Genomic DNA, 23,992 nt, shown 5'->3' with positions numbered 1-23,992 from the left:
ATGCACTGCCCGAGACGGATGAACTTGCGATGGATTTCACCCTGCCCGCCAATGTGCGAGCCGGCGCGTCCTGCGGTGGCGGAGTGACCGGACCGAGGGCATTCGCGCCTTTCCCACGGCACCTTGTTGAAATACCGTGATCAGGAGTTTCAACGATCCAAACACTCAAATCGCGTCGTTCCCATCCGAATTGAGACAGATGACAGTTAACAGTTTACTAATATTCAGCAGATGCCAAACACAGTTCACGTCACTTCCTCTGTAACGCGCGAAGAGTTGATTTGGTTTCACGCCGCCCGCCCAAGGTCCCGGCGGGGATCGATGTATAAATTTGGAAACAATTCATATGGTTGGCATGGACGCGGCAGGACTACCCAATGGAAAAAGCACGATGTTGCAAAAATGCTTCATGAAAATATTTAATTGCGGGCACCTGGGATGCGCGTATGGTTTCCCTCGTCGATCATGCGTTTCCGGGCCCGATCGATCGCGGATATTCACGCTCTTGCCGGAATGCGGAGGCTAGCGATGTCTTTGCTGGTGAATTCATCTTTCTCGCCTGACGATCTCGACGTTCTGCGCGGTGCGCTCGATGCCTGGTGCGCCGAACGGCGCGTCGACATCAAGAGCGTCGAGGCGCAGTATGCGGCATCCGCAGCGCTCGACCTTTATCAGGCCGGTCACGACAGCCGCGAAAAGCTGCTGGACGCACTGCGCGATCGCAAGGCCGCCTGAATTTTTCCCTCATCCTTTCCCGCGACGAGCAGTCGTTGCACGACCGCTTCAAACCAGACTTTTTATGTTGCCGCCCAACATAGGCGACACGCGTTCCGCGTGTATCTTTCTGTGGCATTTTAATAAAATCTTCAGCATGCATTAACCCTGTCGGTGTAGGATTTGTTCATAACCCATGTGGCCCGGCATGCGTTCCGCCAGCGCATATCGGCCCGTGGTTCCCCTTGGTTCGGCGTTTTCGGGGTGTTCTTGTGCGTGACCGGTTTCGAGACCTAGAGGGCCCATTGGCCGTCAGGAAAAAGGACGTGGTATTGATGGCGACCGTCAGCAGTTTTGAGAGCCTGTCTCATCCGACACGGTCCGAACTGCGCCAATTTGCAGAGCTTTTCATGCCGCTCTTCCAGGCCTCTTCCGACGAGGCCAAACGCCAGGCGGTTGCAGCACTCTCACAATGCGAAAACATGCCGGCGGCTGTTGCGCTGTTCATCGGCAACCAGCCGATCGAGATCGCCGCCCCTTTTCTGGCCGCCTCCAAGGCCATCGCCGACGATACGCTGATTACCATCGCGCGCATGCAGGGTGCGGCGCATGTCAAAACGATCGTCAGCCGCGATTCGCTTTCGCCGAAGGTCATCGACGCGCTGGTGGCGCTGCGCCAGAGCCAGCCGCGGCCGGCGGCCGCATCGGCGCCGATCACGGAATCACAGACGCTGCCGCTTTCGCCGGCGCCGGCCGAGATTAACGAGGCGGATGCGCTGCAGGAACAGCGGGTTGCCAATGAAGAGGCACTGCGCGAGCGTATTCTCGGCCTTGCCGGTCATCTCGGCCATAAGGAGGACGACAGGCTCGGCCTCAGAACGCTCACCGACATTCAGGAGGCGCTGCTGGTGCGCTTCGCCCGCTCGCGGGAGGCGGCGCATTTCGCGACCGCGCTGGCCGATGCGCTGTCGGCCAGCCGCTGGCTGGCCGAGCGCATCATGCTCGATCTTTCCGGCCAGCAGCTCGCGACGACGCTGACGAGCCTCGGCATGGGCTTTCTCGACGCCGTCTTCGTGCTGGAAAGGTTCTATCCGCATCTTGCCGAACAGCAGCACAATGTCACGCGCGGCTGGATGGTGCTCGATGGGCTCGACCCGGAAGAATGCCACGAACGGGTGGACGCCTGGCGCCGCGCCGATCGCTACACCTACAAGCCCGAGGCGGCCAATGCGCCCGCACCTCAGGAGACGCCGAACCACCGCTTCATCCATCAGGCGCCGCCGCAGCGCGACATGCGTGTCCTGGGGCGGCGGTCCCGCTGAAATCAGGAGTGTCGTCGGCCCTCAGCCATCCCGCGCCAGCGGGATGATGTCTGCCAATTCCTCCGCCTCCAATTCGACGATCCAGAGGTCTGGATCGAACTTGCGCTCACGCTCCAGCATGGCGCGCACCGCTTCCGGCTCGCTGCGCGACAGGCGGATCTCGAACAGGCGGTCGCCCACCTCACCTTCGCCGAAGGCGGTCTGCGGCGCCGGCGCATAGAGCGTTTCCAGGCCGTCTCGAAAATGCTGGCGGATGAAAATCGCGCCCGCCTCCTCCGCACCCTTCTTCTCGACGGCGGCGAAATCGCCGCTGGCAAAGACGCGGCGCAGGAGGGCGGAAACGAAGATGTCGGCGCGTAATCTCATCGGCGCGGTATAGACCGGGCTGCCGTCGGCGGCAATGCGGCGGCAGAGATTGCCCCGGTGGTCAGACCTTGACGGCCAGCCGCAATCCTCCCCAATGCCGTCCACGGACGGTGATCGGAGCGGAAATATCCTTCATCATCACGAAATTGCCGCCGCCCATGTCGCGCCGATAGGTCTGGACGAGAAAAGGCGCGGTGCTGCGGCCGGCGGCAAGGCCGACGCGATCGGCGAAGATGCGGCGATTGCGGCAATTGGCGGTGTTCCAGACGGTGTCGCCGGGCCGCTGCGGCTGCGAGAATTTGCGGTTATGGGTGGGGAGATAGCCGTTCTCGTCGATCGCCGCACAGAAGGCTATGCGCTCGTCCGAGGCTGCCGCTGGTTCCTGGATCGGCGGCAGCAAGCGGTCGGTGAGTTCGGTAAAGGCCGCCATCATCTGGGCCGGATCGGAACCCGGTATCTGACGATAACGCCGGTCGAACAAAGCATCGAGACCGATCTGACCCTCGGCGACGGCACGTTCGAAGGCGCCGGAAATGTGCCTGGCCACCGACTGCGCTTCCTCGATCCAACGGCTGTCGGCGGTCTTGACACCGGCACTCGCCGTCAGCTGGATCAGGGTTTCGGAGAGGCCGACGACGCTGTCGACGCGTTTGGCCGCCTGCTGCAGCCGCACATTGGAGCCGGCGACCTCGGCCGACATCTCGCCGAGTTTCCCGACAAAGCCGGCGCATTGCTGGTCGACCGCCTCGGTGGTGTTGGCCATGACGGTCGAACTGTCAAGGATGCGGGTGATGACATGTTCCATGCTTTCGAAGGCCCCGCGCATCGCCTCCGACTTGTCACGCACGCCGGCCGCGCTATCGCGCGCATCGCCGCCGGCGGCCGACAGCCGATCGATCTTCACCCGCAGTTCGTCCAGCGTCTGCTGGATCGAGCTCGTCGCCTTCGACGTCTGCAGCGACAGCGCCCGCACCTCTGCGGCGACGACCGCGAAACCCTTGCCCGCATCGCCGGCGCGTGCCGCCTCGATTGCGGCATTCAGCGCCAGCAGGTTGGTCTGGCGGGCGATGGTGCTGATCTCCTCGGCGATACCGTCGACATCGGCAAGTGACTTGGAAAAGCCGGCGATCTCCGCGCCGATCTCTTCGGAGGACCGAACCATGTGGCCGATCTCGGTGACGGAGCCGGTCAGCCGGTCTGCCGATTCCTTCAGCATGTGGCGGGCCTCGGCCGCCGTGCGATCGGTCTCACGCAGCGACACGGCAACCGCGCGGTTGGTCTCGGCAATCGAAAGGGCGGTATGCGTGACGTGATCGAAGGCGGAGGCATGCCGGGCGGACATCGCCGCCATGTCCTGGATGGCGCCGGCGATATCGACGAGATCGATGCCAAGGGTGGAAGCCTCTTCTGCAAGGCGCAGCAGGATTTGGCGTAACGCCTCCTGGCCAGGGTTTCCCGCCTCCGCCGGCTCTCCAGCCAGATCGTCTGTCGCCTTCAGCGCATGCATGATCGACGCTCCCCCGTCCCAATCGGAAAAGCTTCAGACAACATGGTTAACAAGTTGCAAACAGCAGCTGCGCCTTAGACTTAGGTTGTGGGGCAAAACCGGCCGCACTGCCAAAGCGCGTTACCTCTATGGACGTCTTCGTCCCGGGACACGCATTAGATCGCGCCGATTTCCTTGAGTTTCTTCAGCACCGCCTGATTCGGTTCGCCGTTTTCGGGCAGGTTGTAGTGCTTCTGGAAATGGCGGATGGCCGCGCGCGTCTGCTCGCCGGCGACGCCGTCGATGCCGACATTGGCATAGGCCATGTTGGAAAGGCCCTTCTGGATCTTCAGCACCAGGTCGACATTGGTAATTTCGCTCGAGGGAACCTGCTTTGCGGCTGAAGGAGCGGTTTTGACCGTCTTTTCGGCGCTGCGGATCGCCGCTGCGACCGGGTCTTCCGCCGCCGCCTTCGAGCTTACATCCTCGGGCGGCTTTTCCGCGGGAACGGTGGAAGGGCCTGCGGCATCGGTCTTCAGCGCCGCCAGCACCTCCGGCGTCGGATCGCCGGTCTGGGCCATGCCGACGGTTTCCTCGAAGAAGAGGATAGCCGCACTGGTGCGTGGGCCGATGATGCCGTCGGGTATGCCGTTATAGAGGCCGCGCCGCACCAGTTGCTGCTGGATGTCCATGACAAGCTGGCTCGGCTGCTGGCCGGGCGCGGCGGGCGCCGGCGTTGCGTTGGTGGTGGTGGCGGCATCCTCCGGCCGTTCGATCCGGAAGGTGGTGACCTCGCCCTGCTGCTCCTCGGCCGGGTGGCGGGCGCCGAGCACGGCGGGAGACTGCGGATCGCGGGTGCGGAAAATCGGATGCGGATGCAGGCCCGGCTGATACCAGAGCGCATTGGCGGCGACGAAGGAGAAGATGACAACGAAGGTGATCGTGCCGCCGGCCACCGACGGATTGCGGCCGATGACGCCGCCGAGCACGGAAGCGCCCTGCAGGCTGAGGCCGCCCAGGGCGGCTGCACCCGACATCAGCAGGCCCGGCTGCTGCCGTCCCCTTTTTCCTTTAGGCGATTTTCGCTTGCGCGCGGCCATCGAAACGCCCCTCCCCCAATTCTGCACCTGCATTGACCGCGCCCTTCAGCCGCGGCGGGAACTCGACAGTCGCGCCATGACCGGCGTCTTCGGCGCACACGGCGCCCGAGCCGTCCACCGCGATCTCGATGGTGATGATCGTGCCTTCGCCGGGCTGGCTGGCGATGGCGAAATGTCCGCCATGCAGCCCTACCAGCCCCTTGACCAGGGAGAGACCAAGGCCCGTGCCTTCGAAGCGGCGGGTATAGTCGTTCTGGATCTGGACGAAGGGCTGGCCGAGCAAGGCCAGCTTGTCGGCCGCAATACCGATGCCGGTGTCGCTGACCGTCAGCTTGAGGATGCCGTCGCGCGCCGCCGCATCGACCGAGACGACGCCGCCGGCCTCGGTGAACTTTATGGCATTGCCGACGAGATTGATGAGGATCTGCTGGATGGCGCGCTGATCGGCGACGATCTCGCCGAGGCCGCGCTGGATCCGGCTCGTCAGCGTCACGCCCTTGGTCTTGGCCTGCAATGCCAGCATCGATTCGCAGGATTTGACCGAGCTTGAAATATCGAAGCCTTCGAGGATCAGCTCATAACGGCCGGCTTCGATCTTGCTCATGTCGAGCATGGTGTTGACGACAGACAAGAGATGCGCGCCGGATTCGCGCACGAGGCCGACATATTCGCGCTGGCGGTCGTTTTCGAACTTGCCGAAATATTCGCCGATCAGGATATCGGAAAAACCGAGAATGGCGTTCAGCGGCGTGCGCAGCTCGTGACTGACGGCGGCAAGGAAGCGCGACTTGGCGTCGTTTGCCGATTCGGCGTCGGCGACGCGGTTCTGGGCTTCGGCCCGCAGCTGCTGCTCGACGGAGACATCGCGCAGCTGGGCAATGATGGCGGCAAGTTCGCCGTCGGCGTCGCGCCGGGCTGTCATGTCCATTCTGAGATAGGCGAATTGGCGTTGATCGCGCGCGACCGAGGGGCGGTCGATGCGCAGATCGACGCACTCGGCATCCTCGCCCCGGCGCAGGCTATCGAGCGCCTGCAGGAAAAGGATGCGGTCGGAGACGTGCACCTGCTCCAGGAAACCCCTACCCTTGGGATCGCGCATCCAGGCGAGAAAATCGCGCCGGTCGCGGCCGCCGACGGTCGCCACGCTGCCATGCGGGTCGAGGAAGAAGACGAGGCCGGGGGTGGCGGCAAGGAAAAAATCCTCGGCCGACTGTGTGGCGATGCCGGCGGACGAGCCCTGGCGGGAAAGCGCGATGCTGCCGACGGCGGAAAAGAGAAAGGCAGCGCAGACCATGGCGACCCCTGCCGGCAAGGCGACGGCCGGACTGGTGACCGCCGAAAGGCCGATAGGCGCGGCAATAAGAGCGGCCGACGAGAACAGCACGAGGCGGCGCAGGATCGCGAGCTCGCGCTGGCGGACGGCTTCACCGCCGCCCGTCCGGGAGAGCCAGCTTGTCGCCGCCCGGTCTACGAGCGCCGTCACCCAGCCGCCAATGTTACTCAATACACGCACGCAATACCCGCCCAAAAGGCTGTCTGTCGATCCGGACAATAGGCCCCGGCGGCTTAAAGAAAGGATAAGGCAAAAGCCCTGTTCACAGCCGGAACCGGCCGAAAATCCCGTTTTGAAGCATCTGGAAGCCCCTTTGCCTTTTGTGGTTAATAGCGGGTAAGCGACGGATTTTCCTCATATTTCAGCATTGTATTAACTCTTGTGGCAAGGCGAGCTGGCAAAAGCCCTGCAATTGCAAGCAGGTGCTGCCCTGATGCTTAACGGCGATCGCTCGCATTCGACTAAAATGCCCGTCAAATGCCGTTCGCTAAAATTCGAATTAAATTTGCCGCAAATGCGCGTGAGTTTCGAAAAGCGGCATTCGCAACTTGGCGGTAGGGTGAAAACACACCGGACAACCGGCCTGATTCGGCGACAAGAACCGGACGGGAAAACAGGATGGGCAACGACAATGTGGTTTCTGATCAAAGGATCCTTCTGGTTTGGCCTTGTGCTCGTGCTTCTTTCCGTCTTCAGCACGGAGGGTTCCGACAAGCTCGCCAGCGGCCCGCAACTGCAGCTTTCCGACGCCTTTACGGCGGCAAGCGGCGCCTATGACTATCTCACCGGCATGTGCTCGGAAAAACCCGAAGTCTGCGCCAAGGGCGCCGAAACCGTCACCGCACTCGGCTACCGGGCGCGTGAAGGCGCCCGCGTCGCCTACGAACTGCTCGACAGCCAGTTCAAGGACGAGGCGCCCGCGACCGCAAGGCACGCCGAACCGCAAATGCCGGTGGCTCTCGCCACACCTTCGCTGGCGGCACCCGCCATCCAGGAAAAGCTCCGCGAGGCGAAGGCCGCGCTGAACCAGCCGATGCCCTACCGCCCGCCGGTCGAGGATGACGCCTCCGCTGAGACGGTTGTCACCGGCGCGATCCCGCTGCCGACGCCGAAGCCGGCAATCTGACGAAATCTTCGCGGGCATTCGTCCGCAGAGCATTCTTTTCTTTTACGCAATCCCGGACGCAAAACCGCTACGCACTTTTGCTGGGAATTGCTGATCTCTGTTTTACGCAATCCCGGACGTAAAACCGCTACGCACTTTTGCTGGGAATTGCTGATCTCTGTTTTACGCAATCCCGGACGCAAAACCGCTACGCACTTTTGCTGGGAATTGCTTGAACTTGCATCGGTGGTCCGCATGACGCGGAGATGCCTCATGCCTGACGTGCCTGCCCTGTTTAATTCAGCATGTTGCTGCGCGCCGTGAGGATGCCCATCCCTCACGGCGTTTCTTTTGAATGCCTGTCAGCGGGAAGCGTGTCGCGGTTCCTAGAGAGCGACGGGCATAAAAACAAAGAATTGACGCGTGTCGCATGAATCCTGTTCGAGGCGACGCGCTTTAACGGTTCAAATCCGCCGGTCTTTCACCTATATGCACTGGTAAGATTGAAAGGCTTTCCCATGGCATCCCTCGACCAGATCATCGACGACTTCGCCTTCCTGGACGATTGGGAAGACCGCTATCGCTATGTCATCGAACTCGGCAAGGCGCTGCCCGACCTGGCCGAGGAGAAGCGCACCTCCGAAAACAAGGTGATGGGCTGTGCGAGCCAGGTCTGGCTGGTGACGCATACGACAGGCGATCCCGACAACCCGATCATGAGTTTCGAGGGTGATTCCGACGCCCATATCGTGCGCGGCCTCGTCGCCATCGTGCTTGCCACCTATTCCGGCAAGACGGCATCCGAGATCGCCGGGCTCGATGCCTTCGAAATCTTCTCGAAGATCGGCCTGGTGGAGAACCTGTCGTCGCAGCGTTCGAACGGACTGCGATCGATGGTCAACAGGATTCGCGAAGAGGCAAAGCTCCGCGCCGCGGCCTGAGCGCGCTTGCGATTAGGGGTTTTGAGCGATGCCGCGCCGAGCGATTCGGAAAGCGCTGTTCAGTGAATCAGTATATTCACACTTGCTCATAGTATAGGAATACATTCTAAGGCTGCGGGTAAAGCATCGAGCAGAGGCGCCGCCGCAAGTGCAGACAGAAAAGCCGGGCACAAGACCCGGCTTTTGTCGTTGGTGGCTTTCGAAAAAGCTCAGCCGCGGCCGCGCTTGCGGCGCTGACCCAGGCCCATCTCTTTTGCCAGGCGCGAACGCGCTTCGGCATAGGCGGGCGCTACCATCGGGTAGTCGGTCGGCAGGTCCCATTTCTCGCGGTATTCTTCCGGCGAGAGGCTGTGATGCGTCATGAGGTGACGCTTGAGGGACTTGAAGTTGCCGCCGCATTCCAGACACGTGATCTGCTCGTCCTGTACGGACTTGCGGACAGAGACTGCAGGCTTCTGTTTTTCGACGATGGCCGCAGCAGGCTGCGGTACGGACGTGTTGCTCAGTGCCGAATGCACGTCGGAAATCAGATTTGCCAGGTCGCTGACCGGGACAACATGGTTGCTGACATAGGCCGCGACGATGTCGGCTGTCAGTTCCACAAGCAGCTCCGGCGCATTGCCGGTCGCCATTTCCGTCATATTTTTTCTCCTGTTAGCATGCTCAAACGGCCTTTGACTGTTACGTCAAAGACCCGCCTCGTAGAAGCGAACAGCAAAAGCACGGTAGCGACCTTCTGTTTCGAAAAACGCGAAATCCACCCCTAGATTCCGAAGAGCGAGACCTGTTCTAATACTGCCTGACTGCAAACCACTACGTCATGCCCCAGGCGGTGGCCCCAGTTTAGACATGAAAAATCAAAACTGAGGGACTTGGAAGCAGTACGATTGTAATTCACAATCAGAACTCTACTTGCATTTTCAAATACCATCGTTTGGTCGAAAGGCCAATTATTATTTGTCGTTTTTCTTGAGAAAAAATGACAGATGAAGAATTAAGGCGCCTTTGGGCAAGCTTTACTCACAGCTTCCTGTGCATAAGTTTTGCATAAATCTGGTAAAGCAGCGAAACAGCAAAGGCTCAGCGCTTGCGCATATCGTCGCGGACCGAGACGACGCCGAGCGCATATCCGCAAAGGTGGGCAGCTCTGGCCAACAGATGGGCGGAGACCGGCGCCGTCAGCAACAGGAAGACGAAGCCGGCAATGGCGCGGGCGAGAATCGCCAGGTCCTGGGAATAGAGGCCGGCGGCTAGGAGCAGCAGGCCGGAGCCGACAGTGCCCACCTTCGAGGCGGCGTGCATGCGCGTATAGAGATCGGGCAGCCTGACCAGGCCGATCGCCGCCGAAAGAGCAAAGAACGCACCGGCGATCAGCAGCACAGCGACGATGGCAGCCAGGGTATAATCGATCATCGCTTCTTCCCTCCCGCATGAGGCCTTTTTGCATTGGCCTTTGCCGAAGAGTTGGCCTTTGCCGGAGATGCGGAGGCCGGCGATTTGATGTTGCCGCGCGACAGCACGAATCGGGCGAAGGCGACCGTCGCCAGGAAGCCGACGAGGCCGAGCGAAATGGCGATATCGATATAGAGCGAAAATCCGGTCTTGACCGCGATGACGGCGATGAGACCGATGGCGATGCCGGTCAGCATATCGAGGGCGAGGATGCGATCCGGCAATGTCGGGCCGACAACGACGCGCCAGACCGTCAGAATCAGCGCCAGGCCGAGGATGATGGCGGCGGCCGAGGATGCGACCGCGACGATGGCGGCGGGTGTGATCACCGGAAAGCCTCCATGATCTTGCGTTCGAAACCATTGGCGATGTCACGCTTACTTGCCTCGGGATCGGAACAATCGAGGGCGTGGACATAGAGCGTGCGGCGATCGGTGGCGACATCGACCGAAAGTGTGCCGGGTGTCAGGGTGATGAGGTTTGCGAGCAAAGTGATCTCGAAATCGCTCGTCACCGTCAGCGGGAAGGCGAAGATGCCGGGCTTCAGCTTCATATCGGGCGAGAGGACGGTGAGCGTGACCCTCCAGGCCGACAGCGTCAATTCCTTGAGGAACAGCGCGGCGAGCGAGAGCATCAGGCCGGCGCGGCGCAGATATCCATTGCCGCCGAAGGGTTCGCGGATGATGAACAGCGCCAGGGCGCCTAGCAGGAAGCCGAAGACGAGATTGTGCAGCGAGGCGCTGCCGGTAACAGTGACCCAGGCAATGGCAAGCAGCAGGTTGAAGAGAAAGGCGATCACCGCGCGCCTCCGGGGAAAACCGAATGAAGATAGGCCTCAGGATCGGCAAGACCGGCGGCAGCCGATTGCGACAGCGCCAGCAGCTGTTCCGGCAGGATGCCGAAACCGACGACCAGCGCCGTCAGCGCGGCAAGCGGCAGGCCGGTGCGCCAGACGGTTGCCGATGGCATCGCTGCTGTCGGCGCCGGGCGCCAATAAGCGAGCAGAAAGAGGCGTCCGAAGGCGATCGTCGTCAGAAACCCGCCGGCGAGAATGACGGCCGCCAGCCACCAGGCGCCGCTATCGAGCGAGGCCTTGACGAGAATGACTTTCGGCCAGAAGCCGGAAAAGGGCGGCAGGCCGCAGGCGGCCAGGAAGAGCACGAGCGAGAGCGCGGTGAAGCCGCCGCTTTGGCGATAGAGGCCGCCGAGCGCCGACAATAAAAAGCCGCCGCCGCGCCGGCCGATTTCGCCGGCTGTGAGATAAAGCGCCGTCATCAGCACCATGGAATGGAGCGCATAGAAGACCGCGCCGCTGATGCCACCGCCGGTGCCGCCAAGTGCGACGCCGGCCAGCATATTGCCGATGCCCGATATGACGACATAGCCGAACAGCCTGCGGATATCGTTTTCGGCAAGCGCGCCGAGCGCGCCGACGAGGATGGTCGCGGCGGCGGCAAGCGCGATTACCGGGCTGAGTTCGGCGCGTTCGACCGGCAGCAGCATGACCACCACCCGGATCAGCGCGTAGATGCCGACCTTGGTGAGCAGGCCGGCAAATAGCGCCGAGACGACGATGCGTGGCGTATGATAGGAGGCGGGCAGCCAGAAATTGACCGGGAAGGCTGCCGCCTTCATGGCGAAGGCGAGCAGGAAGAGGCTTGCCAGCGTCATCAGCGGCGCCGTGGCGCGCAGATCCCTCGCCCTTGCCGCGATATCGGCCATGTTGAGGGTGCCGAAGACGGCATAGAGGATGCCGACGCCGATCAGGAACAGCGTCGTGGCGATGAGGTTCAGCACCGCATATTTCAGCGCCCCGTCGATCTGCTGACGTTCTGAGCCGAGGATGATCAGCCCGAAAGAGGAAATCAGCAGCACCTCGAACCAGACATAGAGATTGAAGACATCGCCGGTGAGAAAGGCGCCGCTGACACCGGCCATCAACAGCAGGAGCAGCGGGAAGAACCCGTACCGCCGGCCGCTTTCGCCGATATCGGCGAGCGCATAGATGCCGGCGGCGAGCGCCACAAGGGCTGATGTGAACGCCATCAGCGCCCCGAAAAGGTCGACGGTGAAGGCGATGCCGAAGGGCGGCAGCCAGCGGCCCATGACCATGGTGAGCGGCCCTTCGGCCACGACCTTGGCAAGCAGCGCCGCATCGATCAGCGCCAGAACCGCAAGGCTCGATATGGCCAGCCAGGCCTGCAGGCGGGGGTAAGCGCGCAGCATCAGCAGGACGGCGCCCAGCGTGATGCAATGGGCGACCGGCAGGATGGCGAGCCAATGGCCGATCGGCACCGGGGCGGCGATCAGGGCGGCGGAGAGATCGATGGTTGGGGCGGCCATGCGATCAGACTTCTTTTCCGGTCGGCAAGGTTTGCCCCCTCTTCTCCCCACCGGGGAGAAGGTGCCCGTCAGGGCGGATGAGGGGGGCGAGGAGCCATTGCGACGAGCGTCCGCAGCGCGAGCGAAGGACAGCGCGTGCCGTGCCGCCCCCCTCATCCGACCCTTCGGGCCACCTTCTCCCCGCTGGGGAGAAGAGGGAGGCCGCCGGCCAAACTTCAGCCAATACTTCCACGTCCATTATCAATACCCCAATGGCGGCAGCGGCCGGTCGTCGGGTTCGGCGGCGCGCATTTCGCTGGTGTCGTCGGTGCCGAGATCCTGGTAGGCGCGGTAAGTCAGCACCAGCAGAAAGGCGAGGAAGGAGAAGGAGATGACGATCGCCGTCAGGATCAGGGCCTGCGGCAGCGGGTTCGCCGCGCCGGCGGGCAAGCTCTCCAGATTGGCGGGGATGATCGGCGGCACCTCGCGCGTCAGCCGGCCTGATGTGAAGAGCAGCAGGTTGACTGAATTGCCGAGGATGGCGATGCCGAGCATGATGCGGATCGTGAATTTCGACAGCATCAGATAGATGGCGGCAGCGAAGAACAGGCCGACGAGGATCGCCAGAAGCGGCTCCATCATTCCATCTCCTTTTCTTCCAATGCCAGCGCGATCGAGGTGATGGCGCCGAGCACGACGAGATAGACGCCGACGTCGAAGAGCAACACGCTCGACAGCGGCACTTCGAGACCGAAGAGATCCGGATAGATCCAGAGACCGGTCATGAAGGGAACGGCAAAAAGGATGGAGAGAAGCCCTGCCAGCGTCGACAGCAGCAGGCCGAAGCCGGCGATCGACAGCGGATGGAAAAATAGCGCGCGGCGAACGGCGGCAACGCCGCGGGCAATACCGTAGATCGCCAGTCCTGAAGCGGCAATCAGCCCGCCGATGAAGCCGCCGCCCGGCTCGTTGTGGCCGCGCAACAGCACGAAGACGGAAAAAAGCAGCATCAGCGCGGTGAGGAACGGAGCGACGGTGCGGAAGATCAGGGTGTTCATCAGACCTCCGTCTCCAGCGCCGGATCATTGGCGGCAAGCTTGCGCTCGCTGCCGGCGCGGATGCGGATCAGCGCCAGGATGGCAAGGCCGGTGACCGCGACGACGGCGATTTCGCCGAGCGTGTCGGTGCCGCGGAAATCGACGATGATGACGTTGACGACATTGGCGCCATGGGCGATCGATTTCGAATAGGCGTTGAAGAACACCGTCAGCGCATCGTTGAACGGCGCCTGCGTCGCCCGCAGCAGCAGAAGCGTGAAGCCGAGGCCGCAGACAAGCGCCAGCGCCGCGTCGAACAGGCTGCGCCCGAGCGGGCGCCGGTCGTCCGGCGAGAGCCGGAGCCTGGTGATAACCAGGGCGAGAATGACCACCGACAGGGTTTCGACCATGAACTGGGTGAAGGCGAGGTCCGGCGCCCCGAACAGCAGGAAGATGATGGCGACGGCAAAACCCTGAATGCCGAGCGAGACGATCGCCGTCAGCCGGTCGCGGGCGACGAGCACGGCGGCAAGGCCGACGGCGGCGATCAGCAAAACCGCCCATTCGTAGAGCCTGACGTCGGCGGGCCAGGCGGGAAGGTGCGGCAGTTCACCATAGACGACGGGGGGAATGATGAGGATGGCGGCGACCGACAGGAAGGTGCAGGCGATATAGATCTGCAGCCGCCCCGGCTGGAGGATACGCATGAGCCTGCCGGCGAAGCGAACAAGGCCCGATATGGCGAGGTCGAAGCCATGGTCCGGCCCGCGCCCGGCCGCGATGAGGAAGATGGCCATCGCCGCGCGGACGCGGGCGAGCTGCCAATAGATGCCGATGCCGAGCAGCACCGTCAGGACAGAGAGCGCCAAGGGCACACCTGGATGCAGCGCCAGCGAAATGTCGATGTCAGCAGGGGTCTGGCGGATGGCGGCTGATATCGGCGACGACAGGACAGCGTGCGTGAAGCTCGAAAAGATCGCGGCAAGCAGGCCGAGGGCGGCAAGAACAGCCGGGCCGAGCCAGAGCAGGACGGGCGCTTCGTGCGGATGTATCGGCGTCTCCACCGGCCGGCCGAGAAAGGGTTTCAGCGCCACGGCGAAGGCGACGGCAAACATCAGCGCATTGCCGAAGACGGTGATGGCGGTGAAGGTAAGCGCGCGGACATCGCCGCCGGTAAGCGCCGTATAGATCTCTTCCTTGGCGAGGAAGCCGAAGAAGGGCGGCAAGCCGGCCATGGAGAGGGCCGCCGCCAGTGCGATGACCCATGTCAGCGGCATCGCCCGCCCCAGGCCGGCGAGCCTGGTGATATCGCGCGTGCCGGTCTCATGATCGATGATGCCGGCGACCATGAACAGCGCGCCCTTGAAAAGACTATGGGCCACCAGATAGATCGCGGCCGCCTCCACCGCATGTTCCGAGCCGAAGCCGATCAGCATGACGAGCAGGCCGAGCGAGGAGACGGTGGTATAGGCGAGCTTGAGCTTCAGGTCCGTCTGGCGGATGGCGAGCGTGGTGCCGACCACCAGCGTCAACCCGCCGAAAAAGGGCAGAAGGATTTCCCAGGCAGGCGTTGCCCCCATGACGGGATTGAGCCGCATCAGCAGATAGACGCCGGCCTTCACCATGGTGGCCGAATGCAGGTAGGCCGACACCGGGGTCGGCGCCTCCATAGCGTTCGGCAACCAGAAATGAAAGGGGAACTGCGCCGATTTGGTGAAGGCGCCGGCAAGAACCAAGATGAGGGCAGCAAGATAGAACGGGCTTCCGCGCACGGCATCGCCAAATCTCATCAGCTCAGACATCTCAGTGACGCCCGATATATTCCAGAGCAGCAGCAGGCCGGCCAGCAGGCAGAGCCCTCCCCCACCGGTGACAACCAAGGCCTGCAGGGCGGCGCGGCGCGCCGCGGCACGCTCGTGATCGAAGCCGATCAGCAGGAAGGAGGTGATCGATGTCAGCTCCCAGAAGACGAAGAGCATCAGGAAACTGTCGGAAACGACGACGCCGAGCATCGCCCCCATGAACAGGAAGATGAAGGAGAAGAAGCGGCCCTGGTCCTTGTGTCCCTTGAGGTAGCCGCCGGCATACAGCACGATCAGGGTGCCGATGCCGGTGATCAGCAGTGCGAAAGCCAGCGACAGGCCGTCGAGGAACCAGGAGAAGGAGAGATTGTAGCTTGGTACCCAGGCATAACCGCCGGCGACAACCTCGCCGCGCGCGATCGCGGGTACGAAACGCAGGAAATGCAGAAAGGCGAGCAGGGGAGCGATCGCCAGCAGCCAGGCGCCGTTGGCGCCGAAGATCCGGATGACGAAGGGAGCGGCAAGAGCGCCGGCAAGCGGCAGACACAGGGCCAGAAATGTCAGAGCCGTGACATCGGCCATGTCTCCTCCTCTACCGGCAAACAGACGAAAGCCGGAGAAAACCGGCTGCCCTCTGACTTAGGCGAAACAGGAGAGCGTCTCAAGCGATTTCGATCGGAAGACGAAAGGTGCGCGATGGCCGGATGGATCAGGCGGCAGATCGGGCCGACGTCAGGCTGTCGACCGGGAAAGACGCGTCAGCAACCGGGCGACGCAGCCGTGCAGGATGAAGACCAGAAGCGTCAGCGGCCAGAGCAGACAGGCGAAAAGCCCGGCGAGACGATGGAGCGTCAAGCCGTCATGGTTGGCCCAGCCTTCCAACAGCGTGACCGTTATGGCCGCCAGGGCGACGAGGCCGTAGAGCAGGACGATTGCTGCTTCAAACACCAGTGATTCCCCAATGCACGTATCATTAACCCTAACAGAAAACCCTTAACGGATGTAAGAGCAAGCGTCCTCCTCCAAAAGCGGTACATGGCGAATTGGGCAGGATGGTGCTCAAGACTTGATGAATCGGAGACGGCGCACCACATTTTCTCGCGAAACGGAACCGCCCCTCGGCGAAAGGAGCATGGCATGTCCGACACTGCAACCACCGCCAAGATCCATAAGACCGATGCCGAATGGAAAGAGCAGCTCACCCCCGAGCAATACCGCATCACCCGCCAGCACGGCACCGAACGCGCCTTCACCGGCCCCTACTGGGATTCCTTCGAGACCGGGCTTTACCGCTGTGTCGGCTGCAATGCCCCGCTTTTCCGCTCCGACACGAAATTCGATGCGGGCTGCGGCTGGCCGAGCTATTTCGAAGCCGTCTCGCCCGATGCGGTGACCGAGCATCGCGACACCGCCTTTGGCATGGTGCGCACCGAAATCCGCTGCGGCAGCTGCGAAGCCCATCTCGGCCACGTCTTCCCCGACGGCCCGCCGCCGACCGGCCTGCGCTACTGCATCAACGGCCATTCCATGGTGTTTGAGCCGGGGGAATAGACGTTCGGCGCTGGAGTCGGCAAGTGGCTGTTCCCGCAGGCAGGAGAGGCCAATGGCGCGCGATATCATCCTCCATACCGACCGGCTGACGCTACGGGAGATCACGCCTGCCGATCTCCCGTTCCTTCACCGCATTTTCGGCGATGCGGAATGCATGCGGTATTATCCCGCCATCAAGAGTTTTGACGAAACCGCGCGCTGGTTTCAACGGCTCGCCTTCGACAATTATAGCAGTCACGGTTTCGGTCTCTTTGCAGTGACCCACCGGCAGAGCGGCGCCTTGCTGGGTGATTGCGGCATCACATTGCAGGAGACCTCCGCAGGGCTGGAACCGGAGATCGGCTACCACCTGTGGCGCGACCATTGGGGCAAGGGCTATGCGCTCGAGGCGGCCATCGCCTGCCGGGATCACGCGCTCGATACGCTCGGTCTGGCGCGCATCGTCTCCATCGTCAGATCGGATAACATGCGCTCGCAACGGGTTGCGGAGCGGGTGCACCGGCGGCGAGAAACATTCTTCAAAGCCACGGGCTCCGATGGCGGCAAGGTGGAATTCCACCTCTATATCTCGGAGAAAGCGTAGGGAAATTCATACGGGAGGTCGGCGAGACCGCCCCTCATCCGGCTGCCGCCACCTTCTCCCCGTAAACGGGGCGAAGGGGACAAGTGGCAACCTCGCCGTTCCCTGCTGAGCTTTCGCAGGGCACGTCCCCTCTCCCCGTTAGAACGGGGAGAGGGTTAGGGTGAGGGGCAATCGTCGCACGAAAGACACCAGCTCGACTCGACGATACGGCTGCGAAGCTAGCGGATCACTCATGCTCCACAGGGCATGGCCAGCTCGTCGGCGCCGAGAGGCCGGCCGGCAGTTTGGTCGAGGTGTCGCCGCAGGCGAGGTCGATCTGGGCCTGTTCGAGGCCGGATGCGGCCGAGAGGTCGAGGCCTTCGATGCGGGTCAGGAACATGAAGGCGCGCTCGAACATCGCCGGGCCTTTGATGCTTGCGCCGGAGAGATCGGCACGGGAGAGATTGGCGAAAGAGAATTTCGTGCCCGTCAGCACCGCCTTATCGAAATCGGCGCGGCCGAGTTCGGCTTTTTCGAAGCTCACGCCGGCAAGCTTGGCGCCGGCGAAATTGGCCCGCTGCAGTTCGGCGCCGGCAAAGGAAGCGCCTTCGGCGGCAATATTGGCGAAGCTGGCGCGATAGGCCTCGATCTTGGCGAAGCTGGCGCCTTCGGCGTGGGCGCCCTCGAGCGAGGCGCGCACCAGCGTCGCCTTTTCAAGATTGGCGGATTTGAAGTTGGCGCCGGCGAGATCGGTCAGCGAGAAATCGGTGCCGACGAGGTTGGCGCCTTCGAGATCACTGCCCTGCAGCATCAGGTTCTTCTTGGTGCATTCCTGCCAGTCGAGCTTCGGTGAGGCCAGGCTGCCGCAATCGGCGGCCCGGGCGGCAACCGGCGGAAATGCCAGTAGGACGAGGGCAAGGAGACCGAGCGACAATCCGTGCATTGCCATTGAACTGTTCACCTCCATAACATTCTGAGGCTGCCTCTCGCGAAGCAGGCTGCCCCCACTTTTACACAGCTCAGACTACAATAAAAAGATGGCGAGCGCCGTTCACAATGGCTTGCCGGGGCTAGCCGGAGCTGCCGGATCAACTGTAGGCAGGCGAAGCTCCATGCAGGTGAGATCAAGCCAGCGGCCAAATTTGGTGCCGACCTCGGAAAATTTGCCGGCGATGTGGAAACCGAGCTTTTCATGCAGCCGGACCGAGGCGGTGTTCTCGGCCTCGATGCCGGCGATCATCACATGGATATTGCCGGCCGTTGCACGGGCGATCAGTTCGCGCATCAGCCGCTCGCCGATGCCGGCGCCGCGGCAATCCTTGTCGACATAGACGGAATGCTCGACGGTGTGGCGGTAACCGTCAAAGGCGCGCCAATCGCCATAGGAGGCGTAGCCGGCGATCTTGCCCGCGGTTTCGGCGACGATGACCGGAAAGCCGCGGGCCTTGCGCGCCTTCAGCCATTCCCGCCGGTTTTCGAGATCGACCAGCGTGTCGTTCCAGATCGCCGTCGTGTGCTCGACGGCGTGATTGTAGATATCACGGATGGCGGGAAGATCGGCCTCGGTGGCGTCGCGGAGGAGAACGGCGTCTGTCATGATTGCCCGGTTCGAGTTGACTGCCGGGATGGCATACGCCCCGCTCCCGAAGATGTAAACGGCGGACCCGCCCCACCGGCGGCTTCGGGAACAGCCTTGTCAGACGCCCTGCGCCGATAGGCTGAAACAGGCGAAGACGGCCGAATAATGCACGGCCGCGGCGGTGACGACGAAACCGTGCCAGATGGCGTTCTGGAAGCGTAGCTTTTCCCAGACATGGAAGATGACGCCGAGCGAATAGATGACCCCGCCGATGACGATCAGCAGCATCGAGGCGGTGGGAATACGCGCGGCGACAGGTTCGGCCACCAACACGCCGCTCCAGCCCATGGCGAGGTAAAGCAGGATGGCAAGACGATCGTAACGGCCGGGAAAGACGCATTTCAGAACAATGCCGGCAGCGGCAAACAGCCAGATCGCCACCAGCATGAACAAGAGCAGCGGATCGTCGGCGCCGCGTTCGAGGAAGGGCGTGTAGGTGGCGGCGATCAACAGGAAGATCGCCGAGTGATCGAAGCGGCGCAGATACCATTTGGTGCGCGAGACCGGCCAGGCGTTGTAGGAAAAGGAAATGGCAAGCGTCAGCACCAGCCCGACGCCATAGACCCACGCGGCGGCGAGCGCGCCATCGGAGCTCCAGAGCGTGGCGTAGAAGATCAGCACCGTAGCCCCGATCAGCGCCAGCACGAGACCGACGCCATGGACGATGCCGTCGGCGATCAGTTCATATTTGTCGTAAGCCCAGCGAATGCCGTTGAACTCGGCCATGCACGCCAATCCGTTTCAGACCCCGATAACAATCGTCGCATCGAACCGAGGGGCACGCAACTGCGGCAAAGCGCACCGGCGGTAAATCTTCGTGACAGGCTGTTCGGCGCCGAGGCGGCCCAGCAAATCAAATCTTCTGCCGATCGACGAGCACCGAGCATTTGGCGTGGCGCACGACCCGGTCGGCGGTGGCGCCGATGAAGTAGTTGGAAAAATCCGGAACATGCGAAGCGACGATGATCAGATCGGCTCTGTGGCTTTCGGCAGTCGAGATGATCGCTTTGGCGGGCGGGCCGTTGCGGATCTCGACGGTTGCCGCAATACCGGTCGTCGCGATCAGCGCGTTGAGCTTATCGCGGCTGTCCCGCATGGCGTCCTCGACCATATTGGGCGGCAGTTCGATCGCGACATAGGTCGGCACATCCTCGATGACGTTGAGCGCGACGATCTCACCGCCTGCGTCGAGCAAGGACGCGGCCTTGCGGAGAATCTGCTCTCCCTTTTCGATGCCGCCGAGCGCGATGGCGACGATGATCTTCCTGTACATGGCTCCCTCCATGAATGAGATGTATAAGTATCCTCTAAAGAAGATATGGGCGCTTTGACCGGGATCAAGTGGGCGCAAGTCATCGTCAACACCTGTTCAACAGTTCATCCTCAAAAACGGGTCTTCTGTGAACAATGGCAATCCGCCATATAGGCATCAAGTACGGCAGCCGAGGAGACAGAGGCGAATGAACCGGCGAAACTTCCTCGGCCTTGCCACAGGCGGCATTTTTGCCGCCACCGCCGGTACGCCTTCCATTCTACAGGCCAGATCAAAGGCAGGAGAACAATCCATGACAACCGAAACTTCCTCTGCGCTGACGCGGCCCGCCTATATCGACCAGTCACATCTCGTCGTCAGCGACCTTGCTCTCGTGTCCGGCTTCTATCAGTCGATGCTCGGCCTGAAGGTCATCGAGAAGACGGCAAGCGGGCAAGTGCTGGGTGTCGGCGATCTGCCGCTGCTGACGCTGACGACGGCCAAAGATGCCGCGATCGCGCCACGCAATGCCGCCGGCCTTTTCCACACTGCCTTCCTGATGCCGGATCGGGCCGAACTGGCGCGCTGGCTGCGCCATGCGGCACAGAACAATGTCGTGCTCGACGGCGCCTCGGACCATCTCGTCAGCGAGGCGATCTATCTGTCCGACCCGGAAGGCAACGGCATCGAAATCTATGCCGACCGGCCGCACGAACAATGGAAATTCCACCAGGACGGCATGGTGGAGATGGCGACGCTGCGCCTCGACCTGCAGGCGCTCTATGACAGCGCGGCGGACGAGCGCTGGGGCGGCATGGCTGCGGGAACGGCGATCGGCCACCTGCATCTGCAGGTCGGCGACATCCCGCAGGCCGATGCCTTCTACCGCGACGTGCTCGGCCTGAAGCTGATGGCGCGCTATCCCGGCGCAAGTTTCTTTGCGACCGGCGGCTATCATCACCATCTCGCCGCCAATATCTGGAACAGCAAGGGTGCTGCGGCACGCGCCGACAATATGACCGGACTTTCGGACTACAAGGTCCGGTTCAACGACAAGGCGACGCTGGATGCGGCGATCTCCAACCTCGATGCGCTGGAGATCAAGAGCGAGAAGCGCGATGGCGGCACTTTCCTCAGGGATCCGTGGGGGATCGGGCTGACGCTTTCGGCGTAATTTCCCCGGTGCGGATCCAGCCCCGCAACGGCCGAAAAATGCGCGCTCCGCGGGCAAAATCATGCGGATGAAGAGGTACGGCAGGCGGCTTGCTGAATGGCCCTTCCCCACAAGGGAACCGGAACCACGGCGGCGCGTTTCCGTGACGAAGCAATGGGGCTTCGGGGACCTCACCGCATGGGCATCGCCAATGGTATCCGCAAACAGGCCAATAAGATTGCAATCGGCGAACGCCGCACCAGCGCCTGGGCGCAGACGCTGAAGGAGGCCGCCGAGGAGCTGCCGCAAGCGCCGCTGCACCGGCTTGAGAAGGACGGGCTGGATATCAGCATGGCCTGGGCGATTATCGGCATCTTCGGCATTCTGGGACTTGCCGCCGTCTACCTGATGTCACTGATCCTGATCCCGATCACCCTTGCCGTCGTCGTCGGCATGATCCTCGGCATGGCGGCCGAGAAACTCAGCAAGATGGGCGTGCCGCGGCTTGCCAACGCCGTCATGCTGTCGAGCAGCGTGGCACTGGTGATCTTCCTGGTGATCAACTCGCTCGCCGGCCCGCTGATGACCCTTGCCAATGAGGGACCGGCTTTTGCCGAGCGGACCATCAACCGCATCATGCCCTATCTCGAGCGCATCGAATGGCTGCATATCACGCCGGCGACCTTCGAAAGCGGCCCGATGTCGATCGGAGCGCTGCTCGAAAATACCGGCAATGTGCTGCATGTGGTGACCACCAGCCTGACGCCGGCACTGGTGCAGGGGATGATCTTCTTTGCGGCGCTGCTGCTCTTCCTCGCCAGCCGCGTCAACCTGCGCAAGACTGTTATCATGACCTTCCGCACCCGCACGCAGCGCCTGGCGGCGATCCGCGTCATCAATGCCGTCGAGCAGGTGCTGGGCTTCTATTTCGCCACAGCCTCGCTGATCTATGTCGGGCTCGGCATCGTCATGACCGTGATCGCCTATGCAGGCGGGCTGGCGGCGCCGGTGCTCTGGGGCTTCTTCGCCTTCCTGTCGAGCTTCATCCCCTATCTCGGTATCACGCTGATGACGCTTGCCGTCGCCATTGCCGGCATTCTCACCCATGATGACCTCCTGATCGGCCTGATGCCGGCGGCAGCCTTCTTTACCGTGCACCTCGTCATGGAAAACCTGATCTTCCCGGCGGTGATGGGACGTCGGCTTGAGATCAATCCTTTCGTCGTCTTCATCGCCATCCTGTTCTGGACATGGATGTGGGGTGCCGTCGGCGCCATGCTGGCCTTGCCGCTGTCGCTGATCGTCATCACGATCATCGAGGAATTGCTGATCGAGGAAAAGCCGCAGCCGCAATTGCCGAAATGATCAACCGGGGAGATATGCGTGGCATCTGATCTCGATCTTACCGAATCCGATCACGACCAGATGGTCAGCGGTCGATCTCTCTGGGGGAAAAGCGGCATCCGGCCGGAATGGCGGCCGATCGAGCAGAGCTTTTCCACCGACATCGCCGTGATCGGCGGCGGCATCACCGGCGCACTGGTTGCCGAGCATCTGACGGCGCGCGGTTTTTCCGCTGTTATCATCGACCGGGAGCAACCCGGTTTCGGCAGTACCGCGGCGAGCACCGCGATGCTGCAATGGGAAATCGACAGCACGCTGACCGAACTTGAGGATTATTACGGCTTCGAACGCGCCGCCGGCATCTACCGCCGCAGCGGCGCCGCGGTCGCCGGACTTTCCAAGCTGATCGCCGCACACGGGATTGCCTGCGGCTTCCGGCCGCGCAACACGCTCTATCTCGCCGCCAACCAAGAGGGCGCGCGCGATCTTCTGGAGGAGCGCCAGCTGCGCCGCCGGGCCGGTCTGCCCGGCGTCTATCTCGAACATCCCGATCTCTTCACCCAGTTCGAGCTCGATCGGGATGGGGCGATTTATTCGCCAGGTTCGGCGGAGGCCGATCCGCTGCTTTTGACCTGGGCACTGATCGAGATGGCCGTCCGACGCGGTGCGCGGCTGGTGAATGCTTCCGTCACTGCGCTTCACAGCGAAGGCGATCGCGTCACCGCAGAGACGGACGAAGGGCACGTGATCGAAGCGCGGCACGCCGTGCTTGCCACCGGCTATTCGATGCCGGGCCTCGACATGCCGAAGCTGCACCGCACCAGTTCGAGCTGGGCGCTCGCCACCCTGCCCCAGGATCCGGCAAATTTCTGGCGCGACAGGGCGCTGATCTGGGAGGACAGCCACCCCTATCTCTACATGCGCACGACCGAGGACAATCGCATCGTCGCCGGCGGCGAGGATGACGGCACGGCCGATCCCGAAACCCGCGACCGCAAGCTGCCGGCCAAGATCATGGCAATTCGCGAGAAGATAAAGCGGCTTTGGCCGAAAGCGGATACGCGCGTCGCTCACGCCTGGTGCGGAACCTTCGGCGAGACGGCCGACGGCCTGCCGCTTATCGGCCCGGTGCCCGAGATGCAGCATGTGTTCGCAGCCTACGGTTACGGCGGCAACGGCATCACCTTCTCCTATCTCGCCGCCCAGATGATCGGCGCCATGCTGGCCGGCATGCATCGCGACTGGTTCGAGGATTTCGCGCTCGACAGGGATGGGCCGGGGCTGCGGCGGTTTGGAGAGGATTGGGTGCGGGCTGGGAGCGAACTGCGGTAAAGGCTTGGGATTGGCTGTCGTGCCGTGTGATACCCCCTCTGCCCTGCCGGGCATCTCCCCAAAAGGAGGGAGATCGGCTGGGCGCGATGGTTTCCCCAAACAACTAGCGTTGCAGCCCGCCAGAACGGTAGACGGGTGCGAAGTTCGGGCCACTTGTGATCTCCCCACCTGTGGGGGAG

Annotated in this window: 26 protein-coding genes; 9 read left to right on the top strand and 17 right to left on the bottom strand. The window is 62.4% G+C overall.

What is annotated here, in order from left to right; all coding sequences use genetic code 11:
* The first annotated feature begins 528 nt into the window (after positions 1-528).
* Positions 529-735, top strand: coding sequence for a hypothetical protein (locus tag RLEG4DRAFT_RS15590; RefSeq protein WP_003578078.1), 207 nt, complete (start codon positions 529-531; stop codon positions 733-735).
* A 251-nt stretch (positions 736-986) separates the two neighbouring features.
* Positions 987-2,036, top strand: coding sequence for a DUF2336 domain-containing protein (locus RLEG4DRAFT_RS15585; protein WP_085061905.1), 1,050 nt, complete (start codon positions 987-989; stop codon positions 2,034-2,036).
* A gap of 21 nt (positions 2,037-2,057) precedes the next feature.
* On the opposite strand, the gene RLEG4DRAFT_RS15580 is transcribed toward RLEG4DRAFT_RS15585, so the two are convergent.
* The 4 genes from RLEG4DRAFT_RS15580 to RLEG4DRAFT_RS15565 all read right to left on the bottom strand — a co-directional run bounded on the left by RLEG4DRAFT_RS15580 (position 2,058) and on the right by RLEG4DRAFT_RS15565 (position 6,501).
* Positions 2,058-2,402, bottom strand: a complete 345-nt coding sequence (locus RLEG4DRAFT_RS15580) for a DUF1491 family protein (RefSeq protein ID WP_037094631.1) — start codon at positions 2,400-2,402, stop codon at positions 2,058-2,060.
* A 61-nt stretch (positions 2,403-2,463) separates the two neighbouring features.
* Positions 2,464-3,909 (bottom strand): methyl-accepting chemotaxis protein, encoded by a 1,446-nt coding sequence (locus RLEG4DRAFT_RS15575; RefSeq protein WP_003578075.1) that lies wholly within the window; start codon positions 3,907-3,909, stop codon positions 2,464-2,466.
* Positions 3,910-4,064: 155 nt separating this feature from the next.
* On the bottom strand, positions 4,065-4,988 hold the full coding sequence (locus RLEG4DRAFT_RS15570; protein ID WP_003578074.1) for a peptidoglycan-binding domain-containing protein: 924 nt from the start codon (positions 4,986-4,988) through the stop codon (positions 4,065-4,067).
* Positions 4,960-6,501, bottom strand: coding sequence for a sensor histidine kinase (locus RLEG4DRAFT_RS15565; RefSeq protein ID WP_003578073.1), 1,542 nt, complete (start codon positions 6,499-6,501; stop codon positions 4,960-4,962). Before RLEG4DRAFT_RS15565 ends, RLEG4DRAFT_RS15570 begins: the two co-directional genes overlap by 29 nt.
* A 451-nt stretch (positions 6,502-6,952) precedes the next feature.
* Here RLEG4DRAFT_RS15565 and RLEG4DRAFT_RS15560 point away from each other — a divergent pair, with 451 nt between their 5' ends.
* Positions 6,953-7,447, top strand: coding sequence for a DUF5330 domain-containing protein (locus RLEG4DRAFT_RS15560; RefSeq protein ID WP_003578072.1), 495 nt, complete (start codon positions 6,953-6,955; stop codon positions 7,445-7,447).
* 497 nt (positions 7,448-7,944) lie between these two features.
* Positions 7,945-8,367: a SufE family protein gene (locus RLEG4DRAFT_RS15555; RefSeq protein ID WP_003578071.1), complete on the top strand. Its 423-nt coding sequence runs from the start codon at positions 7,945-7,947 to the stop codon at positions 8,365-8,367.
* A 209-nt stretch (positions 8,368-8,576) separates the two neighbouring features.
* Here the strand turns inward: RLEG4DRAFT_RS15555 and RLEG4DRAFT_RS15550 are convergent, their stop codons facing one another.
* From RLEG4DRAFT_RS15550 to RLEG4DRAFT_RS15510, 9 genes are all read right to left on the bottom strand, one after another.
* Positions 8,577-9,008: a MucR family transcriptional regulator gene (locus RLEG4DRAFT_RS15550; protein WP_003569414.1), complete on the bottom strand. Its 432-nt coding sequence runs from the start codon at positions 9,006-9,008 to the stop codon at positions 8,577-8,579.
* Between the two features lie 439 nt (positions 9,009-9,447).
* Positions 9,448-9,780 carry a monovalent cation/H(+) antiporter subunit G gene (gene mnhG / locus RLEG4DRAFT_RS15545; protein WP_003578070.1) on the bottom strand — a complete coding sequence of 111 codons (333 nt, stop codon included), beginning with the start codon at positions 9,778-9,780 and terminating at the stop codon, positions 9,448-9,450.
* A complete protein-coding gene (locus RLEG4DRAFT_RS15540; RefSeq protein WP_003578069.1) occupies positions 9,777-10,148 on the bottom strand; it encodes a cation:proton antiporter in 372 nt (123 codons plus the stop codon). Before RLEG4DRAFT_RS15540 ends, mnhG begins: the two co-directional genes overlap by 4 nt.
* Positions 10,145-10,618, bottom strand: coding sequence for a Na+/H+ antiporter subunit E (locus RLEG4DRAFT_RS15535; protein ID WP_003578068.1), 474 nt, complete (start codon positions 10,616-10,618; stop codon positions 10,145-10,147). The genes RLEG4DRAFT_RS15540 and RLEG4DRAFT_RS15535 overlap by 4 nt, the downstream gene beginning before the upstream one ends.
* The gene (locus RLEG4DRAFT_RS15530) at positions 10,615-12,162 is read right to left on the bottom strand and encodes a Na+/H+ antiporter subunit D (protein WP_003578067.1); all 1,548 of its coding nucleotides are present in this window, start codon (positions 12,160-12,162) and stop codon (positions 10,615-10,617) included. Before RLEG4DRAFT_RS15530 ends, RLEG4DRAFT_RS15535 begins: the two co-directional genes overlap by 4 nt.
* A gap of 240 nt (positions 12,163-12,402) precedes the next feature.
* Entirely contained in the window at positions 12,403-12,780 is a 378-nt protein-coding gene (locus tag RLEG4DRAFT_RS15525) for a Na+/H+ antiporter subunit C (RefSeq protein WP_003578066.1), read from the bottom strand.
* Positions 12,780-13,199 (bottom strand): Na+/H+ antiporter subunit B, encoded by a 420-nt coding sequence (locus tag RLEG4DRAFT_RS15520; protein ID WP_003578065.1) that lies wholly within the window; start codon positions 13,197-13,199, stop codon positions 12,780-12,782. Before RLEG4DRAFT_RS15520 ends, RLEG4DRAFT_RS15525 begins: the two co-directional genes overlap by 1 nt.
* Positions 13,199-15,562 carry a putative monovalent cation/H+ antiporter subunit A gene (locus RLEG4DRAFT_RS15515; RefSeq protein ID WP_003578064.1) on the bottom strand — a complete coding sequence of 788 codons (2,364 nt, stop codon included), beginning with the start codon at positions 15,560-15,562 and terminating at the stop codon, positions 13,199-13,201. The genes RLEG4DRAFT_RS15520 and RLEG4DRAFT_RS15515 overlap by 1 nt, the downstream gene beginning before the upstream one ends.
* Before the next feature lie 150 nt (positions 15,563-15,712).
* Entirely contained in the window at positions 15,713-15,928 is a 216-nt protein-coding gene (locus tag RLEG4DRAFT_RS15510) for a hypothetical protein (protein WP_003578063.1), read from the bottom strand.
* A gap of 189 nt (positions 15,929-16,117) precedes the next feature.
* On the opposite strand from RLEG4DRAFT_RS15510, the gene msrB reads away from it, so the two are divergent.
* Complete coding sequence (msrB, locus tag RLEG4DRAFT_RS15505) at positions 16,118-16,531, top strand: peptide-methionine (R)-S-oxide reductase MsrB (RefSeq protein ID WP_003578061.1); 414 nt, start codon at positions 16,118-16,120, stop codon at positions 16,529-16,531.
* Between the two features lie 52 nt (positions 16,532-16,583).
* On the top strand, positions 16,584-17,114 hold the full coding sequence (locus tag RLEG4DRAFT_RS15500) for a GNAT family N-acetyltransferase (RefSeq protein WP_003578059.1): 531 nt from the start codon (positions 16,584-16,586) through the stop codon (positions 17,112-17,114).
* A 226-nt stretch (positions 17,115-17,340) separates the two neighbouring features.
* Here the strand turns inward: RLEG4DRAFT_RS15500 and RLEG4DRAFT_RS15495 are convergent, their stop codons facing one another.
* The 4 genes from RLEG4DRAFT_RS15495 to RLEG4DRAFT_RS15480 form a co-directional block, all read right to left on the bottom strand.
* Positions 17,341-18,042: a pentapeptide repeat-containing protein gene (locus tag RLEG4DRAFT_RS15495; RefSeq protein WP_003578058.1), complete on the bottom strand. Its 702-nt coding sequence runs from the start codon at positions 18,040-18,042 to the stop codon at positions 17,341-17,343.
* A 102-nt stretch (positions 18,043-18,144) separates the two neighbouring features.
* Entirely contained in the window at positions 18,145-18,690 is a 546-nt protein-coding gene (locus tag RLEG4DRAFT_RS15490) for a GNAT family N-acetyltransferase (RefSeq protein WP_003578056.1), read from the bottom strand.
* Between the two features lie 99 nt (positions 18,691-18,789).
* Positions 18,790-19,458 carry a PAQR family membrane homeostasis protein TrhA gene (gene trhA / locus RLEG4DRAFT_RS15485; protein WP_003578054.1) on the bottom strand — a complete coding sequence of 223 codons (669 nt, stop codon included), beginning with the start codon at positions 19,456-19,458 and terminating at the stop codon, positions 18,790-18,792.
* A 127-nt stretch (positions 19,459-19,585) separates the two neighbouring features.
* Complete coding sequence (locus RLEG4DRAFT_RS15480) at positions 19,586-20,005, bottom strand: universal stress protein (protein WP_003578052.1); 420 nt, start codon at positions 20,003-20,005, stop codon at positions 19,586-19,588.
* Between the two features lie 187 nt (positions 20,006-20,192).
* On the opposite strand from RLEG4DRAFT_RS15480, the gene RLEG4DRAFT_RS15475 reads away from it, so the two are divergent.
* The 3 genes from RLEG4DRAFT_RS15475 to RLEG4DRAFT_RS15465 all read left to right on the top strand — a co-directional run bounded on the left by RLEG4DRAFT_RS15475 (position 20,193) and on the right by RLEG4DRAFT_RS15465 (position 23,813).
* Positions 20,193-21,158 carry a VOC family protein gene (locus RLEG4DRAFT_RS15475; RefSeq protein WP_171898212.1) on the top strand — a complete coding sequence of 322 codons (966 nt, stop codon included), beginning with the start codon at positions 20,193-20,195 and terminating at the stop codon, positions 21,156-21,158.
* Between the two features lie 177 nt (positions 21,159-21,335).
* Positions 21,336-22,502: an AI-2E family transporter gene (locus RLEG4DRAFT_RS15470; protein ID WP_037093753.1), complete on the top strand. Its 1,167-nt coding sequence runs from the start codon at positions 21,336-21,338 to the stop codon at positions 22,500-22,502.
* Between the two features lie 18 nt (positions 22,503-22,520).
* On the top strand, positions 22,521-23,813 hold the full coding sequence (locus RLEG4DRAFT_RS15465) for an NAD(P)/FAD-dependent oxidoreductase (RefSeq protein WP_003578048.1): 1,293 nt from the start codon (positions 22,521-22,523) through the stop codon (positions 23,811-23,813).
* The last annotated feature ends 179 nt before the right edge of the window (positions 23,814-23,992 follow it).

The organism is Rhizobium leguminosarum bv. trifolii WSM2297, from assembly GCF_000271845.1.
Note: the sequence above shows the minus strand (reverse complement) of the source record. Positions and strands in the feature narration are given on the sequence as shown.

Excerpts from the sequence above, each read along its gene's own strand:
- RLEG4DRAFT_RS15590 (WP_003578078.1), top strand. The coding sequence starts at position 529 with ATGTCTTTGCTGGTGAATTCATCTTTCTCGCCTGACGATCTCGACGTT.
- RLEG4DRAFT_RS15580 (WP_037094631.1), bottom strand. The coding sequence starts at position 2,402 with ATGAGATTACGCGCCGACATCTTCGTTTCCGCCCTCCTGCGCCGCGTC.
- RLEG4DRAFT_RS15575 (WP_003578075.1), bottom strand. The coding sequence starts at position 3,909 with ATGCATGCGCTGAAGGCGACAGACGATCTGGCTGGAGAGCCGGCGGAG.
- RLEG4DRAFT_RS15570 (WP_003578074.1), bottom strand. The coding sequence starts at position 4,988 with ATGGCCGCGCGCAAGCGAAAATCGCCTAAAGGAAAAAGGGGACGGCAG.
- RLEG4DRAFT_RS15560 (WP_003578072.1), top strand. The coding sequence starts at position 6,953 with ATGTGGTTTCTGATCAAAGGATCCTTCTGGTTTGGCCTTGTGCTCGTG.
- RLEG4DRAFT_RS15555 (WP_003578071.1), top strand. The coding sequence starts at position 7,945 with ATGGCATCCCTCGACCAGATCATCGACGACTTCGCCTTCCTGGACGAT.
- RLEG4DRAFT_RS15550 (WP_003569414.1), bottom strand. The coding sequence starts at position 9,008 with ATGACGGAAATGGCGACCGGCAATGCGCCGGAGCTGCTTGTGGAACTG.
- mnhG (WP_003578070.1), bottom strand. The coding sequence starts at position 9,780 with ATGATCGATTATACCCTGGCTGCCATCGTCGCTGTGCTGCTGATCGCC.
- RLEG4DRAFT_RS15530 (WP_003578067.1), bottom strand. The coding sequence starts at position 12,162 with ATGGCCGCCCCAACCATCGATCTCTCCGCCGCCCTGATCGCCGCCCCG.
- RLEG4DRAFT_RS15525 (WP_003578066.1), bottom strand. The coding sequence starts at position 12,780 with ATGGAGCCGCTTCTGGCGATCCTCGTCGGCCTGTTCTTCGCTGCCGCC.
- RLEG4DRAFT_RS15520 (WP_003578065.1), bottom strand. The coding sequence starts at position 13,199 with ATGAACACCCTGATCTTCCGCACCGTCGCTCCGTTCCTCACCGCGCTG.
- RLEG4DRAFT_RS15515 (WP_003578064.1), bottom strand. The coding sequence starts at position 15,562 with ATGGCCGATGTCACGGCTCTGACATTTCTGGCCCTGTGTCTGCCGCTT.
- msrB (WP_003578061.1), top strand. The coding sequence starts at position 16,118 with ATGTCCGACACTGCAACCACCGCCAAGATCCATAAGACCGATGCCGAA.
- RLEG4DRAFT_RS15500 (WP_003578059.1), top strand. The coding sequence starts at position 16,584 with ATGGCGCGCGATATCATCCTCCATACCGACCGGCTGACGCTACGGGAG.
- RLEG4DRAFT_RS15495 (WP_003578058.1), bottom strand. The coding sequence starts at position 18,042 with ATGGCAATGCACGGATTGTCGCTCGGTCTCCTTGCCCTCGTCCTACTG.
- RLEG4DRAFT_RS15490 (WP_003578056.1), bottom strand. The coding sequence starts at position 18,690 with ATGACAGACGCCGTTCTCCTCCGCGACGCCACCGAGGCCGATCTTCCC.
- trhA (WP_003578054.1), bottom strand. The coding sequence starts at position 19,458 with ATGGCCGAGTTCAACGGCATTCGCTGGGCTTACGACAAATATGAACTG.
- RLEG4DRAFT_RS15480 (WP_003578052.1), bottom strand. The coding sequence starts at position 20,005 with ATGTACAGGAAGATCATCGTCGCCATCGCGCTCGGCGGCATCGAAAAG.
- RLEG4DRAFT_RS15475 (WP_171898212.1), top strand. The coding sequence starts at position 20,193 with ATGAACCGGCGAAACTTCCTCGGCCTTGCCACAGGCGGCATTTTTGCC.
- RLEG4DRAFT_RS15470 (WP_037093753.1), top strand. The coding sequence starts at position 21,336 with ATGGGCATCGCCAATGGTATCCGCAAACAGGCCAATAAGATTGCAATC.